Here is a 14,878-nt window from a genome sequence, read left to right on the forward strand (position 1 = left end):
ATGGCACAAATTTACAAATAACCAAATCTTCTTATGGAACTCTGTTTTTATGAGGACAATTGCATAAATCATGAGCATCAGTCACTACATCAAGGAAATTGGCCGCGGCACCAAGGGGGCCCGATCCCTCACGCGTGCGCAGGCCTGCGACTTGATGGGGCAAGTGCTGGACGGTCAGGTCAGCGACCTGGAGCTGGGCGGCTTTTGCATTGCCATGCGTTTCAAGGGCGAAAGTGCCGACGAGCTGGCAGGTTTTCTGGATGCCACGCAGCAGCGCCTGCCCAAGTGGCCTGCGGGCCGCGCGGAGCGCCCCGTGGTCGTCATCCCCAGCTATAACGGTGCGCGCAAGCTGGCCAACCTCACCCCCATGCTGGCCGGACTGCTGAGCCAGCGCGGCCTGCCCGTGCTGGTGCATGGCTGCGATACCGAGAGCCAGCGCATCGGCACTGAAGCCGTCTGGCAAGCCCTGGGCTGGCCAATTGCCTCCGCCCCCACAGCGCTGGAGCCCGGCGACAAGGTCTGGATACGCACCCGCCACCTGCTGGCGCCGCTGGAAAAACTGCTGCAACTGCGCCGCCAGATGGGCCTGCGCAACCCCGCGCACAGTCTGGTCAAGCTGATGGACCCTGTGCAGGGCGCCACGCTGGCCCAGTCTGCGCTGGTGCTTTCCAGCTATACCCACCCCGCTTACGCCCAGCCCATGGCCCAGACCCTGGCACTGCTGGGCACCAGCGCCCTGCTGCTGCGCGGCACCGAAGGTGAATCTGTCGCCGCACCGAACCGGGAGCCCGCCAGCATGGGCGTGATTGCCGGAGAGCTTTGTTTTGAACGCTCATCCATTCATAGCAGCCAGCTCTTATCAGATGCAGGCAGCGAGGCAATTAGCCAAAATATCGATGCTGCGCAGACCGCGCAGCTGACCCTGGACATCCTTGACGGCACGCGGCCTGTTCCCGCCCCCATTGCCGCACAGATAGAACAAATCGTGGCCCTGCAACAGGCCATGCAGGACAATCTCGCCAGCCGCTCAGCGCTGCAGGCATTTCAGCGCAGCGCTGACTGAAAGCTAGTTTCCCCATGAATTCTTTTTCGACCTCTTCTGCGCCCCGCACACCACAAGGCTCCTGCACGCTGGTGGGCGCAGGCCCCGGCGACCCCGAACTGCTGACCCTCAAGGCCGCCAAAGCCATTGCCGCAGCCACCGTGCTGTTTGTCGATGACCTGGTCAGCGATGCCATCATGAGCCACGCCAGCGCCGAGGCCCGCGTGGTCTACGTCGGCAAGCGCGGCGGCTGCAAAAGCACGCCTCAGGCTTTTATCGAGAAGCTGATGATTGCCGCTGTGCACGAAGGCGAACGCGTGGTTCGCCTCAAAGGCGGCGACCCCTTCATCTTTGGCCGTGGCGGCGAAGAAGTGGAGCATCTGCGCGAGGCAGGTATTGAGGTGAATGTCATCAACGGCATTACTTCCGGCCTGGCCGGTCTGACCAACCTGGGCGCCCCGCTGACCCACCGTGACCGCGCCCACGGCGTGCTGTTCATGACCGGCCACGCCAAACCCGGTGACAGCGGCCCCGACTGGAAGCTGATTGCTGCCACCGCCCATAGCGCCAAGCTGACACTGGTGATTTACATGGGCGTCAGCGGTGTGCAGCGCATCAGCGACGAGCTGCTGACCGGCCTGCCCGGCAGCACACCTGTGGCCATTATTCAGCACGCAAGCTTGCCCCATCAGCGCCACGCGCTCACTTTTTTGAAAGACTTGCCACAGTGCATCAGCGACAACGGCCTGGGCAGCCCCAGCATCATCGTCGTTGGCGATGTGGTGCAAGGCGTAGCCGCCTGGCAAGCCGAAGAAGCCCAGCGCCGCACGGCCTGAAGCGTCACCGCGCACCTAGCAAAAAGGCCGCAATGCGGCCTTTTCTAATTTCCAAGCGCCTACTTAAAACAGGCATGCCCCACCTCAGAGACAGCGAGCAAGCGCCGCCGCGCAGCAAAGCTGTCGTCCCCCTCCCGCGAAGCGAGAGAGGGGGAAGGCGGCAAAGCCGCTCAGGGGGTCTGTCTGGTTTTTTCGAAGCGCTCCGTCAGCTCCTTGCGCAGTTCCTTGCGAATGATGGCCGCATCCCAGCGGCGCTTTTCCTCGTCCGTCTCCAGTTGCAGCTGCGGCACGGGGGCGGGCTTCTTTGCGTCGTCCACGGCCACCATGGTGAAAAAGCAGCTGTTCACATGGCGCACCACCTGGCTGCGAATCTCTTCCGCAATCACCTTGATGCCAATTTCCATGGACGATTTACCCGTGTGGTTCACGCTGGCCAGAAACGTCACCAGCTCGCCCACATGGATGGGCTGCAAAAACATCACCTGATCCACGCTCAGCGTCACCACATAGCGGCCTGCGTAGCGGCTGGCGCAGGCGTAAGCCACCTGGTCAAGCAGCTTCAGAATGGCGCCGCCGTGCACATTGCCAGAGAAATTGGCCATATCCGGCGACATGAGCACGGTCATGCTCAGCTGATGGGAGGGTGTATTCATGGGGCGCGATTTTAAAAGTGATCACTCGCGGCTGTAGGCCCTCGCCCTATACCCCGGCTCTGTACCCCAGCTCTGTCATCGCTGCACGGTATAACCGGTCATTGCGGTCTGTTCCCGCTCCATTTTTCTGATCTGCCATGCAAGTGCTGTTCCCCAACCCCTTTGGCGCCGCCCCTGCGCCTGAAAAAGACATACAGGCGCTGCAGGCGCATATCGGCTTTTCGGACGCCTATGCCGACTTCTTGCGCACGCAAAATGGCTTTTCTCTGTGGACGATGGAAAACGCCGCAGATATTCAGCCCTATGCAAAGCCCAGCCCTTTGCGAGGCGCAGAGAAATACGCCAACTTTCGCGCCCTCAACAGCTTTGCGGCGCAAGATCCGCACTATGACCTGGAAGCCGAGCAGGCAGACTTTCTGCTGGCCGACTGGTTTCTGAATATTGGCAGCGACCCGGCAGGCAACCCCTTTGTGGAAGTGCTGCACGGTCAGCACAAGGGCAAGATCGGCAGTCTGGACCACGACCTGTTTGCAGGCGCTGAAGACCTGCCGGAGTTTCTGCAGAACATGGAGCTGAGCCATATCGCCCCCCTGAGCCTGGCCGAGCAGGCCGATGCGCTGTGCGATCCCGAGCAAGGCCTGATCTGGTTTCATGCCCGCGACATGCGCGCCTTCACCACCCATTGCCTTTACTGCGATGACAGTTTCTGGGGCTTTGTGGTGGATGAGCCGGGAATCTGAGCCATCTGGGACAATCGCGGCCTTGTTCCTGCTTCCCGCAAATGGTCTGCCGTGTCCTCCTTCACCCAGGTTTCTCCTCAGATTTTTGACGCCATCATCATCGGCGCCGGTGCTGCCGGCCTGTTCTGTGCCGCCCAGGCGGGCCAGCGCGGCCTGAAGGTTCTGCTGATCGATCACGCCGAAAAAGTGGCCGAGAAAATCCGCATCTCTGGCGGCGGGCGCTGCAACTTCACCAACCGCGATCTGGATGTGCGGGCGCCGCACAAGCACTTTGTGGGCCAGAACCCGCAGTTCTGCCGCTCTGCCCTCTCGCGCTTCACGCCTGCAGACTTCATCGCGCTGATGGACAAGCACGGCATTGCCCACCACGAAAAGCACAAAGGCCAGCTGTTTGCCGACCGCTCGGCCGAGGACATCATCGCCATGCTGCTGGCCGAATGCAGCGCTGGCGGCGTGCAGCGCTGGCAGCCTTGCAGCATCAAAAAAATAGCATTTTCAGCCTCTAGCCTAGGACAGGAAAGCGCTGGCAGCTATCAAATTGAGACTGACCGTGGCCCCGTGCAAGCCCCCAGCCTGGTCATTGCCACTGGCGGCCTGAGCATTCCCAAGATTGGCGCCACCGACTTTGGCTACCGCCTGGCCCAGCAGTTCAATCTGCCGCTGGTAGAGCGCACGCCAGGCCTGGTGCCCATGACCTTTGATGGCGATGCCTGGCAGCCCTATGCAGGCCTGGCCGGGCTGGCCCTGCCCGTAGAAATCAGCACCGGCAGCAAAAAAGAGCGCATGACCTTCCACGAAGATTTGCTGTTCACCCACCGTGGCCTGTCTGGCCCGGCGGTGCTGCAAATCTCCAGCTACTGGAAGCCTGGCACGCCGCTGCAAATCAATCTGCTGCCCGGTGTGGACCTGCTGGAGCGGCTGAATCAGGCCAAGCTCAGCTCGCGCAAGCTGGTGGCCAATGAACTGTCCGCGCTGCTGCCAGCCCGTCTGGCCGATGCCTGGGTGGCCCGCATGCCCGAGCTGCAGCGCCCCATCAACGAAGCCAGCGACAAAGCCCTGACCAAGCTGGCAGAACAACTGAGCCGCTGGGAAATCACGCCCACCGGCACCGAAGGCTACAAAAAAGCCGAAGTGACACTGGGCGGCGTGGACACCAAGGTGCTGTCGCAGCAAACCATGGAATGCAAAACCCAGCCGGGCCTGTATTTCATTGGCGAAGTGGTGGACATCAGCGGCTGGCTGGGTGGCTACAACTTTCAGTGGGCCTGGGCCAGCGCGAATGCCTGCGCACAGGCGCTGCCGTTTGAAAATTCACTCTAAAAGTGCGCAGCCCATTGTTGATAAAGCGCTAGCAGCTATCAATTTCATAGAGCAGCCTCATACCAAGGTGCGCGCCAGCGCCTTGGCTGCTTCATGCAGACGGGGCACGTTTTCAATGGCTTGCGCCAGCGTCATGCGGGCAGCCGGGGCCTGCAGCGCCACGGCACAGCGCACACTGCGCCCGTCGGGGCTGAACACGGGCACGGCCGCGCAGACCAGACCTTCCACAAACTCCTCGGCATCCACCGCATAGCCCACCTTGCGGATACGGATGAACTCATCCTCCAGCGCGGCCAGACTGGTCAGCGTCGTTGCCGTATGGCTTTCCAGCGGCAAGCTGCCCAGCAAGCTGGTGCGCTGACTGAGGCTCATATGCGCCAGGATGAGCTTGCCACTGGCCGAGCAATGCACGGGCACCCGCGTGCCAGGGCGCAAATGCAACTGCAGCGGAAATGCCGACTCAATACGGTCCAGATACACCACCTCCACGCCCGATAGCGTGGTCAGGTTGCAGCTCTCGCCAATATCCGCCACCAACTGGCGCAGCACCGCATGGCGCACGCCTTGCTGGGTGCTGCCCGTCAGCGTCGCCTCGGCCAGCCGCAGCAGGCGCGGCGCCAGGGCGTAGCGCCTGCCATCGGGTTCGCGCGCCAGCAGCCCTCCACTTTCCAGCTGCGCCAGCAGGCGGTGCACGCTGGGCTTGGGCCAGCCGCAGGCGGTGACCGCTTCTGCCAGCGTCAGCGGCCGCGCTTCGCGGGCCAGTATTTCCAGCAGATCAAACAAACGCAGACCGGGTGTGGATGGGGTGGCTTCTTGCATAAATCTCAAAATCCGAGACGAATTCAGAAAATTTTTCGAGATTTTCAAAGCTTCTCATAGAGTGCAAACACGGCCCCTGAAACAACACTCTCCATCAACGTCACACCCCTCACACCCGCCATGAACGGCCAGCCCCACACCCCAGCCCCCTTCTTTCGCAATGCCGTGCTGACAGGCGCCTGCGGCGGCCTGGGCCAGGCGCTGGCGCGTGAGTTGATTGCGCAGGGCTCAAAGGTGGCACTGCTGGGTCTGAATGTTTCCGCGCTGAGCGAGCTGGCCGCGCTGGCCCCCGAACGCTGCGCGGTCTATGTGCTGGATGTGTCTGATTCTGCTGTCATGCAGGAAGTGGCAGAAGACTGGATCCGCCATACAGGCCTGCCCGATCTGGTGATTGCCAATGCCGGCGTGGCTGGCGGTTTCGATTCCTCCCAGGCCAGCGACCTGGCGGTGATGCGCCGCATGCTGGAGATCAACCTGCTGGGCCCGGCCACCACCTTCCAGCCCTTTATCAAAGCCCTGCAGACGCAGCCGCAAGCCCGCTGCGCCCTGGTGGGCGTGGCCAGCATCGCAGGCTGGCGCGGCATGCCGGGCAATGGCGCGTATTGCGCCAGCAAGGGCGGGCTGATTCGCTATCTGCAAAGCCTGCGTGCAGAAATGCGGGGCAGCCGCATCAGCGTACACACGGTCAGCCCCGGCTATCTGCGCACGCCGCTGACGGCAGGCAACCGCTTTGCCATGCCGGGCCTGATGGATGCCCGCCCCGCCGCCCGCACCCTGTTGCAGGCCGTGGCCAAGGGGCGCGAGCTGATTGTGCTGCCCCGGCGCATTGGCTGGCTCTCGCGTTTGCTCGACTGCCTGCCAGACGCTTTGCACGACAGAATTTTGCGTAATCAGCCACGCAAGCCTCGTTTAGGGGAAGCCGGTGCCACCGCCATCCCAGGCCTGAGCCAACCACCAGCCAGACACTAGAACATTCCAAAAAATGATGACGGAGACACACACCATGCGATACGAAGAGCACACCGCGCCTGCGCCCACCCAGGCGTCTGAGGCGGCAACCGGCCTGCCTACGCAGGAGATGATTGCACTCATCGGCGCCGGCCCTTCCGGGCTGGCCGGGGCGCGCAATCTGCAAAAGCTGGGTATCGCGTTTCAGGGCTTTGAGGCCTATACCGATGTGGGCGGGCTGTGGAATATTGCCAACCCTCGCTCCACTGTCTATGAATCGGCCCACCTGATCTCCAGCAAGCGCACCACAGAATTTGCCGAGTTCCCCATGGCCGACAGCGTGGCCGACTACCCCAGCCACCGCGAGCTGTGCCGCTACTTTGCCGATTTTGCAGACCACTTTGACCTGCGCCGCCACTTTCGCTTTGGCGTGCGGGTGGAGCGTGTAGAGCCTGTGCGACCCGAGGACCCGGCAACGCCCTGGCGCGTGACCATTCGAAATAAAGAGGGAGCGCTGGAGAGCGCCGAGTACAAGGGCGTGGTGATTGCCAACGGCACGCTGGCCGAACCCAATCTGCCCAAGTTTGAAGGCCAGTTTGCGGGCGAGCTGCTGCACACCAGCCAGTACAAAAGCGCTGAGCAGTTCAAGGGCAAGCGCGTGCTGCTGATTGGCGCGGGCAACTCGGGCTGCGATATTGCCGTGGATGCCGTGCATTACGCCGACAGCATTGATATCTCGGTGCGCCGTGGCTACTACTTCGTGCCCAAGTATGTGTTTGGCAAACCCGCCGACACGCTGGGCGGCAAAAAGCCGCTGCCGCGCTGGCTCAAGCAGAAGGTGGATTCCGTCATTCTCAAGTGGTTCACGGGCGACCCGGTGCGCTTTGGCTTTCCCAGGCCCGACTACAAGATGTATGAGTCCCACCCCATCGTGAACTCGCTCATCCTGCACCACCTGGGCCATGGCGATATCCATGTGAAGCCAGATATTGCGCGCTTTGACGGGCACACCGTGCACTTCAAGGACGGCTCGCAGCAGGACTACGACATGGTGCTGCTGGCCACGGGCTACAACCTGCACTACCCCTTCATCGACAAGGCCCACCTGAACTGGGAGGGCATGGCCCCCAAGCTGTACATGAACATTCTGGCGCCCCGCTACCAGCGCCTGGCAGTGCTGGGCATGGTGGAAGCCAGTGGCCTGGGATGGCAGGGGCGATATGAACAGGCCGAACTGGTGGCCCGCTACTTCAAGGGGCTGGACGGCCAAACCAGCGCAGCCCAGCGCATGCAGACTGCCGTGGCCGGGCCACCGCCGGACCTGACCGGTGGCTACCGCTATCTGCAACTGGAGCGCATGGCCTATTACGTGAACAAGGATGCGTACCGCAATGCAGTGCGCGCTGCCGCCGATTCACTGAAGTAAGCCAGGAGAACACCATGCTGCCTGTCGATGAAATCCGGCTGAATTTCAACCCTGCGTCCCTGATGCTGCTCAATGGCGTGCTCGCATTCTTGATGTTCGGCATTGCGCTGGACACCAAAATAGAAGACTTTCGCCGCGTCGCCCGCATGCCCTGGGCCATGGCCGTGGGCGTGGCCGCGCAGTTTGTGGTGCTGCCAGCAGTGACCTATGGCCTGACGCTGCTGCTGGGCGTGGGCCCCAGCATTGCGCTGGGAATGATTCTGGTGGCCTGCTGCCCACCCGGCAATATCTCCAACATCCTCACGCACCGCGCCAAAGGCAATGTGGCGCTGTCGGTTTCGATGACGGCGATTTCCAACGCGCTGTCCGTGGTCATCATGCCGCTGAACTTTGCCTTCTGGGGTGGACTGCACCCCACGGCATCAGCACTGCTCAAGACCATTGCACTGGATCCGCTGGAGATGGTGGGCCACATCATCGTCATCATCGGCATTCCGTTTGTGCTGGGCGTGTGGTGCGCACACCAGTTTCCAGCACTCACACGGCGCTTCAAAAAGCCCGTCGGCATCATCAGCTTTCTGGCGCTGATTGGTTTCATCATTGGCGCCATCGCAGGCAACTGGCGCTTCTTTCTGGACTACGTAGGCATGGTGCTGCTGGCCGTGGCCTTGCATGACGCCATCGCCTTTGCCACAGGCTATCTGTGCGCCCGCGTCACAGGCCTGCAAGACTACGAACGCCGCGCCGTGACCATGGAAGTCGGCATTCGCAACGCGGGCCTTGGCCTGGTGCTGATCTTCAGCTTCTTTGGCGGCCTGGGCGGCATGGCCGTGGTGGCAGGCGTCTGGGGCTTCTGGGACATCATCGCCGGGCTGGCCCTGGCATCGGCCTGGGGCCGCAAAGCCCCGCAAGGCGCGCACGCAATGGAAGGACAAGCGGCATGACTGAGCAACAAGCTGTTGAACGCGCCTACCGCATTCTGATCACCGGGGCCGATGGCTTTCTGGGCCGCAGCGTGGTGCAAGCGCTGGGCCAGCGCATTGATACCGAGGTGGTTGCGCTGGATGTGCGTGCCGTACCTGCTGAACGCCAGGTCGATGGTGTGCACTACGCCGTCATGGATGTGCGCAACCCGGGGCTGGCGCAAGTGCTGCGAGAGCACCGCATCGACACCGTGGTGCACCTGGCCTCCATCGTGACGCCCGGCAAGGACAGCAACCGTGCGCTGGAATACGACGTGGATGTCAATGGCACACGCAATGTGCTCACCGCCTGCGTGGAGCAAGGCGTCAAGCATGTCATCGTCTCCTCCAGCGGCGCGGCCTATGGCTACCACGCCGACAACCCCGACTGGCTGCAGGAGCACCACGCGCTGCGCGGCAACCAGGCCTTTGCCTATTCCGACCACAAGCGCCTGGTGGAAGAAATGCTGGCCGAGTGGCGAGAAAAATACCCCCGGCTGGCGCAGACGGTGCTGCGCATCGGCACCATTCTGGGCGAGAGGGTGGACAACCAGATCACCGCCCTGTTTGAAAAGCCACGCCTGCTGGCCGTTCGCGGCAGCGACAGTCCTTTTGTGTTCATCTGGGACCAGGATGTGACCGGTGCGGTCATGCACGCCCTCGATGGTGCTGCGCCCGGCTGCTACAACCTCGCTGGCGATGGCGCGCTTTCCATTCACGACATTGCCAGCCGCCTGGGCAAGCGCACGCTGAACCTGCCCGCCGGCCTGCTGCGCAGCGCGCTCTGGGTGGGCTCCAGCCTGGGCATCAGCCGCTATGGGCCAGAGCAGCTGGACTTTCTGCGCTACCGGCCGGTGCTACTCAACACCGCTCTCAAGCAATGGGGCTATGTGCCGCGCAAGACCAGCGCGCAGGCGTTTGAGGCCTTTGTGGCCGCGCGTCAGGCGCAAGGTCGCCCCCTGCGCGTGATGGCAGCTGCCTGATGCAGGCTCCATCCCGATTTTCGCGCGGCGATATGGCCTGCGCGCTGAGCGTGATCGTCATCTGGGGCCTCAACTTTGTGGTGATGAAGCTGGGCCTGCAAACACTCAGCCCCATGGTGCTGGGGGCGCTACGCTTCATGGCGGCATCACTGCCATTCATTGCGTTCATTCGCCCGCCCCAAATGCCATGGCGCTATGTGGTGGCCTACGGGTTGGCGCAGGGGCTGGGGCAATTTGGCTTTTTGTTTCTGGGGCTTAGGCTGGGCATGACGGCGGGCATGGCCTCGGTGGTCATGCAAACGCAGGCCTTTTTCACACTTCTGCTGGCCGTGGCGTTTCTGGGCGAGCGTGCACGCGCCATGCAATGGGCGGGGCTGGCAATGGCGCTGTCGGGGCTGGTCATCATTGCCGCAGGCCATGGTGAAGGCGCATTGCAGATGACGCTGGCGGGCTTTGTGCTCACGCTGTGTGCAGCCTTCATGTGGGCCGTGTCCAACCTCGTGGTGCGCAAGGCTGCGCAGGCCGCGCCGGGCTATGCGCCGCTGCCGTTTGTGGTGTGGAGCAGTCTGGTGCCCATCATTCCCTTCTGGCTGCTGGCCTGCCTGCAAGACGGCCCGCAGGAAGTCGCCCGGCAACTGGCCTCGCTGGACATCAAAGCCGCGCTGGCCGTGCTCTACCTGGCCCTGCTTGCCACCTTGCTGGCCTACAGCCTCTGGACACGGCTGCTGCAGCGCCACACCGCAGGTAAAGTAACGCCCTATTCGCTGCTGGTCCCAGTCATCGGTCTGGTGGCCGCCCTGCTGGTGCTGGGCGAGCACCCTTCGCCCCTGCAGTGGTGGGGCACGGCCGCTGTGCTGTGCGGCATGGTTATCAACCAGAGTCAGGGGCTGATGCAGACACTGGGCGGTGCATTTCGGCGCTCGATGCCGTAGTTCAAAGAACTTTCGCGCCTTGCATTTCCCAGAGTCTCTTGAATTGTTTATAATGCTCGACTTTGCTGGCATTACCCCGTCGGCCATACTAGTTAAAAAGTGGCGGGGAAAACCGCTGTTCATGGCTCTCAGGCCCGATCTTCCCGAGAACCCGCTGTCAGCACAGATATATCTGGAAAATTAAATGACTACCATCCGCGTCAAAGAAAACGAGCCCTATGAAGTTGCCCTGCGCCGCTTCAAGCGCACCATCGAAAAGCTGGGTCTGCTGACCGATCTGCGTGCTCGTGAGTTCTACGAGAAGCCTACAGCCGAGCGCAAGCGCAAGAAGGCTGCTGCCGTGAAGCGTCACTACAAGCGCGTTCGCAGCATGCAACTGCCTAAGAAGCTGTACTAATCTCTTGATTAGGACTAGCCGGCCGTAAAAACGCCGCAAACCCGCGCTAGGGACGCCAAGCGCGGGTTTTTTGTTTTCTGGCCACTGCGATCGATCACCATGCAGTGACCTTTCTACTGAAGGAAAAGCCATGAGCTTGAAAGCCCAGATTACCGAAGATATGAAGACCGCCATGCGTGCCAAGGACAGCGCACGCCTGGGCACCATCCGCCTGCTGCAAGCCGCGATGAAGCAAAAGGAAGTGGACGAACGCGTGGAGCTGGATGACGCCGCCGTTATCGCCATCGTGGACAAGCTGATCAAGCAGCGCAAGGACTCCATCGCCGCCTACGAAAGCGCCAACCGCCAGGATCTGGCCGATGTGGAAAAGGCCGAGATGGAAGTGCTCAAGGTCTATCTGCCCGAACGCATGTCCGAAGCCGAAATCACCGCCGCCGTGCAAGCCATCGTGGCCGAAGTTGGCGCCGCTGGCCCCGGCGACATGGGCAAAGTCATGGGTGCCGTGAAGTCCAAGCTGGCAGGCAAGGCTGATATGGGCCTGGTGTCTGCCGCCGTGAAGGCTGCACTGACCCAATAAGTCGGTCAATCAGCGCAGGCTGCCGCACAGTCATGCGCTTCAAAATCAGAAGCTGCTGTCGCTTTATTGATGGATATTTCAGATCAAAAATAATCTGAAGTTATTGAATATCAAGCGCTGGCAGCTTCTTTTTTAAGAGCATCTTTCAGCAACGCGGGCCGCTGCTGCTGAAAAAAGCTCTGCAGAAATTCCACGCAGACCCGCACCTTGGCAGATCGCTCCAGCCGCGTTGGATAGACGGCCCAGATATTCGCCTGCTGTCGCCATTCGGGCAGCACTTGCATCAGGCGCCCTTGCTGCAGATCAGCCGCCACATCCCACAGTGATCGCAGCACAATGCCGTGCCCATCGCAGGCCCATTGCACAGCCATCTCGCCATGGTTGGTAGACAGCGGCCCCGTCACCTTCACGCTGCGTTCCTGGCTGCCCGCACGCAGCTTCCACACGCCAAACGGGTGGTCGCGCTCCTTGATGACCAGACAGTCGTGGCCCGCCAGCTCGTCCAGCGTGCGCGGGCTGCCGCGCCGCTGCAGATAGGCGGGCGCGGCGCACAGCACGCGGTGGTTGTCGGCCAGATGCCGAGCAATCAGATGTGGCGCAATTTCGTCGCCCACGCGCACATCCAAGTCAAAACCTTCGGCCGCCACATCCACAATGCGGTCAAACACCTCCAGCCGCAACTGCAGCGCCGGGTATTGCGCAATCAACTGCGACAGCGCGGGCGCCACCACATTGCGGCCAAAGCCAAAGCTGGTGGACACGCGCAGCAGGCCGCGGGGCTGGCGGCGTGTCACATCCACCTCCTGCAGCAGGTGCTCAACTTCATCCAGAATGCGCTGCGCCCAGTGGTAGACGCGCTCGCCCTGCTCCGTCACCGCCACACGGCGCGTGGTGCGGTGCAACAGCTTCACGCCCAGCTCTTCTTCCAGCAGACGAATGCGCTTGCTGACGAAGGCGGGCGAAGCATGGAGCGCGGCCGCCGCTTCGCCAAAGCTGGCTTTGCGCACCACAGTGGTGAAGACGCGCAGGTCTTCTGGCGAGGGCATTTTCTGCACGATCTGTAAACAATCAGGCCACGATATGGCGATTGTATGCAGCCCATCGCGCTGCAAAATAGGCAGCTACCGCACACCCCAAAAGAGAGTTCAGCCATGAACAGCCCCAAAAAAATCGCAGTCATCGCCGGCGACGGCATTGGCAAGGAAGTCATGCCAGAAGGCCTGCGCGCGCTGGAAGCCGCCGCCAGGCGCTTCAACCTGCCGCTGGAGTTTCACCACTTTGACTGGGCGCACTGCGACTACTACGCCGAGCACGGAAAGATGATGCCGGACGACTGGAAGGCGCAACTGCAAGGCATGGACGCCATCTTCTTTGGCGCCGTGGGCTGGCCTGCGACGGTGCCCGACCATGTGTCGCTGTGGGGTTCGCTGCTCAAGTTCCGCCGCGAGTTTGACCAGTACATCAACCTGCGCCCCGTGCGCCTGTTTGAAGGCGTGCCCTGCCCGCTGGCTGGCCGCAAGCCCGGCGATATCGACTACTACGTGGTGCGCGAGAACACCGAGGGCGAGTACACAGCCCTGGGCGGCATCATGTTTGAAGGCACAGACCGCGAGATCTGCATCCAGGAATCGGTCTACAGCAAGCACGGCGCCGAGCGCCTGCTGAAATATGCGTTCGATCTGGCCCAAAGCCGCAGCAAAAAGCATGTGACGCTGGCCACCAAATCCAACGGCATTGCCATCAGCATGCCCTGGTGGGACAAGCAGGCAGACGCCATGCACAAGAGCTATCCCGAAATCACGCTGGACAAGCAGCACATCGACATCCTGACCGCGCGCTTTGTGCTGCAGCCCGGCCGCTTTGATGTGGTGGCTGCGACCAATCTGTTTGGCGACATCCTGAGCGACCTAGGCCCTGCCACCACCGGCACCATCGGCCTGGCGCCTTCGGCCAACCTGAACCCGGAGCGCAACTTCCCGTCGCTGTTTGAACCCGTGCACGGTTCGGCGCCCGACATCTACGGCAAGAACATTGCCAACCCCATCGCCATGGTCTGGTCTGCCGCGCTGATGCTGGACTTCCTGGGCCACAGCGAAGGCAACTGGCGCACTGCGCACGACGCCATCGTCAGCGCGATTGAAGACGTCATCAAAACCGGCCCCAAGACCCCCGACCTGGGCGGCAGCGCCAACACCACGCAGGTGGGCGAGGCAATTGCAGTGGCTATTACCGGAAAGCTTTAAGACCGAGATCATTTCAGCGGACAGCCTACCCAAGGGGTAAGCTGCAGCCAGTACAAAGCAGTGTTCACTTCTTTGGCTTCGGATACTGCTTTGTTCAAGATTGCTGAAAAACTGCTGCCCCAGCCTGCGGGCATGAAGATTGACTTTCTTCACCCCGCAGGCGCCCCTGCACTGACGCCTGCGGGCAGTGTGTCCTGGCAGGTGTTTTCCAATCCTGTCAGCCTGTTCATTGGCGGCGTAGCCGCTGTTTTGCTGGAGATGGCCGAGCCATCAGTACGCACGGGCGTGTGGGAACACAGCAGCTTTCGGCGCGATCCGCTGACGCGCTTGCAGCGCACTGGCTATGCGGCCATGGTTACCGTGTATGCCCCGCGTGAGCAGGCCGAGCAGCTCATCGCACGCGTGGTGCGCATGCACGACAAAGTCAGCGGCAGCACACCGGACGGCACGCCGTACCAAGCCAATGACCCCAGACTGCTGAACTGGGTGCAAGCCACGGCCAGCTTTGGCTTTTGCCAGGCGTTTCATCAATATGGCCGCCCCTTGAGCATGGCCCAGCGCGACGCGTTCTTCAGCCAGAGCCGCCTGCCCGCCTCACTCTATGGCGCAACTGAGGCGCCTGTCAGCGAGCAGCAATGGCTGGATCTGCTGCAGGCCACCGCCCCACAACTGGAAGACAGCGCCATCATTGAAGAGTTTCTGAGCATCATGGAAGGCAGCGCCATTCTTCCCGGGCTTCCCTTCCTTGCCCGCCCGCTGCAAAAGCTGCTGGTGGCCGCTGCAGTGGATATCACGCCCGCGCCGGTGCGCAACTACCCCGCGCTGCAAAAGCGCCGACTGAGCTGGGCAGGGAAAACCATTGTGAAAGGGCTGGCAAGACTGGCGCAGGCGCTGCCTTTGCCAGACATGCCCAGTGCCCAGGCTCAACAACGCATGCGCCACACCGCCAGTTGATTATCAAATTTAGTAGCACATAGCGCTTTTGACAAAAGGGCTTGGG

General features: G+C 61.8%; 16 protein-coding genes. 13 read left to right on the forward strand and 3 right to left on the reverse strand.

Annotated elements, in window-relative coordinates; all coding sequences use genetic code 11:
• The first annotated feature begins 70 nt into the window (after positions 1-70).
• Positions 71-1,063, forward strand: a complete 993-nt coding sequence (gene ybiB / locus JDW18_RS15765) for a DNA-binding protein YbiB (protein ID WP_218240337.1) — start codon at positions 71-73, stop codon at positions 1,061-1,063.
• Positions 1,064-1,077: 14 nt separating this feature from the next.
• A complete protein-coding gene (gene cobA / locus JDW18_RS15770) occupies positions 1,078-1,878 on the forward strand; it encodes a uroporphyrinogen-III C-methyltransferase (RefSeq protein ID WP_218240338.1) in 801 nt (266 codons plus the stop codon).
• A gap of 170 nt (positions 1,879-2,048) precedes the next feature.
• On the opposite strand, the gene JDW18_RS15775 is transcribed toward cobA, so the two are convergent.
• Entirely contained in the window at positions 2,049-2,531 is a 483-nt protein-coding gene (locus JDW18_RS15775) for an acyl-CoA thioesterase (protein WP_218240339.1), read from the reverse strand.
• Positions 2,532-2,668: 137 nt separating this feature from the next.
• Between JDW18_RS15775 and JDW18_RS15780 the strand changes: the two genes are divergently transcribed.
• Entirely contained in the window at positions 2,669-3,271 is a 603-nt protein-coding gene (locus JDW18_RS15780) for an SMI1/KNR4 family protein (protein ID WP_218240340.1), read from the forward strand.
• Between the two features lie 51 nt (positions 3,272-3,322).
• Positions 3,323-4,591 carry a BaiN/RdsA family NAD(P)/FAD-dependent oxidoreductase gene (locus JDW18_RS15785; protein ID WP_218240341.1) on the forward strand — a complete coding sequence of 423 codons (1,269 nt, stop codon included), beginning with the start codon at positions 3,323-3,325 and terminating at the stop codon, positions 4,589-4,591.
• A gap of 57 nt (positions 4,592-4,648) precedes the next feature.
• Here JDW18_RS15785 and JDW18_RS15790 read toward each other — a convergent pair whose 3' ends face one another.
• A complete protein-coding gene (locus JDW18_RS15790) occupies positions 4,649-5,410 on the reverse strand; it encodes an IclR family transcriptional regulator (protein WP_218240342.1) in 762 nt (253 codons plus the stop codon).
• A 120-nt stretch (positions 5,411-5,530) separates the two neighbouring features.
• Here JDW18_RS15790 and JDW18_RS15795 point away from each other — a divergent pair, with 120 nt between their 5' ends.
• From JDW18_RS15795 to JDW18_RS15825, 7 genes are all read left to right on the forward strand, one after another.
• Positions 5,531-6,379 carry an SDR family oxidoreductase gene (locus JDW18_RS15795; protein WP_218240343.1) on the forward strand — a complete coding sequence of 283 codons (849 nt, stop codon included), beginning with the start codon at positions 5,531-5,533 and terminating at the stop codon, positions 6,377-6,379.
• Between the two features lie 34 nt (positions 6,380-6,413).
• Positions 6,414-7,784 carry a flavin-containing monooxygenase gene (locus JDW18_RS15800; RefSeq protein ID WP_218240344.1) on the forward strand — a complete coding sequence of 457 codons (1,371 nt, stop codon included), beginning with the start codon at positions 6,414-6,416 and terminating at the stop codon, positions 7,782-7,784.
• A 14-nt stretch (positions 7,785-7,798) separates the two neighbouring features.
• Positions 7,799-8,728, forward strand: a complete 930-nt coding sequence (locus tag JDW18_RS15805) for a bile acid:sodium symporter family protein (protein ID WP_218240345.1) — start codon at positions 7,799-7,801, stop codon at positions 8,726-8,728.
• Positions 8,725-9,729 carry an SDR family oxidoreductase gene (locus tag JDW18_RS15810; protein ID WP_218240346.1) on the forward strand — a complete coding sequence of 335 codons (1,005 nt, stop codon included), beginning with the start codon at positions 8,725-8,727 and terminating at the stop codon, positions 9,727-9,729. Before JDW18_RS15805 ends, JDW18_RS15810 begins: the two co-directional genes overlap by 4 nt.
• A complete protein-coding gene (locus JDW18_RS15815; protein ID WP_218240347.1) occupies positions 9,729-10,661 on the forward strand; it encodes an EamA family transporter in 933 nt (310 codons plus the stop codon). Before JDW18_RS15810 ends, JDW18_RS15815 begins: the two co-directional genes overlap by 1 nt.
• Positions 10,662-10,845: 184 nt before the next feature.
• Complete coding sequence (gene rpsU / locus JDW18_RS15820) at positions 10,846-11,058, forward strand: 30S ribosomal protein S21 (protein WP_003052999.1); 213 nt, start codon at positions 10,846-10,848, stop codon at positions 11,056-11,058.
• Positions 11,059-11,188: 130 nt separating this feature from the next.
• Positions 11,189-11,635 carry a GatB/YqeY domain-containing protein gene (locus tag JDW18_RS15825; RefSeq protein ID WP_218240348.1) on the forward strand — a complete coding sequence of 149 codons (447 nt, stop codon included), beginning with the start codon at positions 11,189-11,191 and terminating at the stop codon, positions 11,633-11,635.
• A 110-nt stretch (positions 11,636-11,745) separates the two neighbouring features.
• On the opposite strand, the gene JDW18_RS15830 is transcribed toward JDW18_RS15825, so the two are convergent.
• Entirely contained in the window at positions 11,746-12,681 is a 936-nt protein-coding gene (locus tag JDW18_RS15830; protein ID WP_218240349.1) for a LysR substrate-binding domain-containing protein, read from the reverse strand.
• 105 nt (positions 12,682-12,786) lie between these two features.
• Here JDW18_RS15830 and JDW18_RS15835 point away from each other — a divergent pair, with 105 nt between their 5' ends.
• Together JDW18_RS15835 and JDW18_RS15840 are read left to right on the forward strand one after the other, a co-directional pair.
• On the forward strand, positions 12,787-13,878 hold the full coding sequence (locus tag JDW18_RS15835; RefSeq protein WP_218240350.1) for a tartrate dehydrogenase: 1,092 nt from the start codon (positions 12,787-12,789) through the stop codon (positions 13,876-13,878).
• A 90-nt stretch (positions 13,879-13,968) separates the two neighbouring features.
• Entirely contained in the window at positions 13,969-14,832 is an 864-nt protein-coding gene (locus tag JDW18_RS15840) for an oxygenase MpaB family protein (RefSeq protein WP_246609976.1), read from the forward strand.
• Positions 14,833-14,878: the final 46 nt, after the last annotated feature.

The sequence above is a fragment of the Comamonas fluminis genome (assembly GCF_019186805.1).
GTDB lineage: Bacteria > Pseudomonadota > Gammaproteobacteria > Burkholderiales > Burkholderiaceae_C > Comamonas > Comamonas fluminis.

Bases quoted from the DNA above. Each gene is read 5' to 3' on its own strand.
- JDW18_RS15815 (WP_218240347.1), top strand. From the start codon at position 9,729: ATGCAGGCTCCATCCCGATTTTCGCGCGGCGATATGGCCTGCGCGCTG.
- JDW18_RS15830 (WP_218240349.1), bottom strand. From the start codon at position 12,681: ATGCCCTCGCCAGAAGACCTGCGCGTCTTCACCACTGTGGTGCGCAAA.
- JDW18_RS15810 (WP_218240346.1), top strand. From the start codon at position 8,725: ATGACTGAGCAACAAGCTGTTGAACGCGCCTACCGCATTCTGATCACC.
- JDW18_RS15790 (WP_218240342.1), bottom strand. From the start codon at position 5,410: ATGCAAGAAGCCACCCCATCCACACCCGGTCTGCGTTTGTTTGATCTG.
- JDW18_RS15805 (WP_218240345.1), top strand. From the start codon at position 7,799: ATGCTGCCTGTCGATGAAATCCGGCTGAATTTCAACCCTGCGTCCCTG.
- JDW18_RS15825 (WP_218240348.1), top strand. From the start codon at position 11,189: ATGAGCTTGAAAGCCCAGATTACCGAAGATATGAAGACCGCCATGCGT.
- JDW18_RS15780 (WP_218240340.1), top strand. From the start codon at position 2,669: ATGCAAGTGCTGTTCCCCAACCCCTTTGGCGCCGCCCCTGCGCCTGAA.
- JDW18_RS15795 (WP_218240343.1), top strand. From the start codon at position 5,531: ATGAACGGCCAGCCCCACACCCCAGCCCCCTTCTTTCGCAATGCCGTG.
- rpsU (WP_003052999.1), top strand. From the start codon at position 10,846: ATGACTACCATCCGCGTCAAAGAAAACGAGCCCTATGAAGTTGCCCTG.
- ybiB (WP_218240337.1), top strand. From the start codon at position 71: ATGAGCATCAGTCACTACATCAAGGAAATTGGCCGCGGCACCAAGGGG.
- JDW18_RS15775 (WP_218240339.1), bottom strand. From the start codon at position 2,531: ATGAATACACCCTCCCATCAGCTGAGCATGACCGTGCTCATGTCGCCG.
- cobA (WP_218240338.1), top strand. From the start codon at position 1,078: ATGAATTCTTTTTCGACCTCTTCTGCGCCCCGCACACCACAAGGCTCC.
- JDW18_RS15800 (WP_218240344.1), top strand. From the start codon at position 6,414: ATGCGATACGAAGAGCACACCGCGCCTGCGCCCACCCAGGCGTCTGAG.
- JDW18_RS15835 (WP_218240350.1), top strand. From the start codon at position 12,787: ATGAACAGCCCCAAAAAAATCGCAGTCATCGCCGGCGACGGCATTGGC.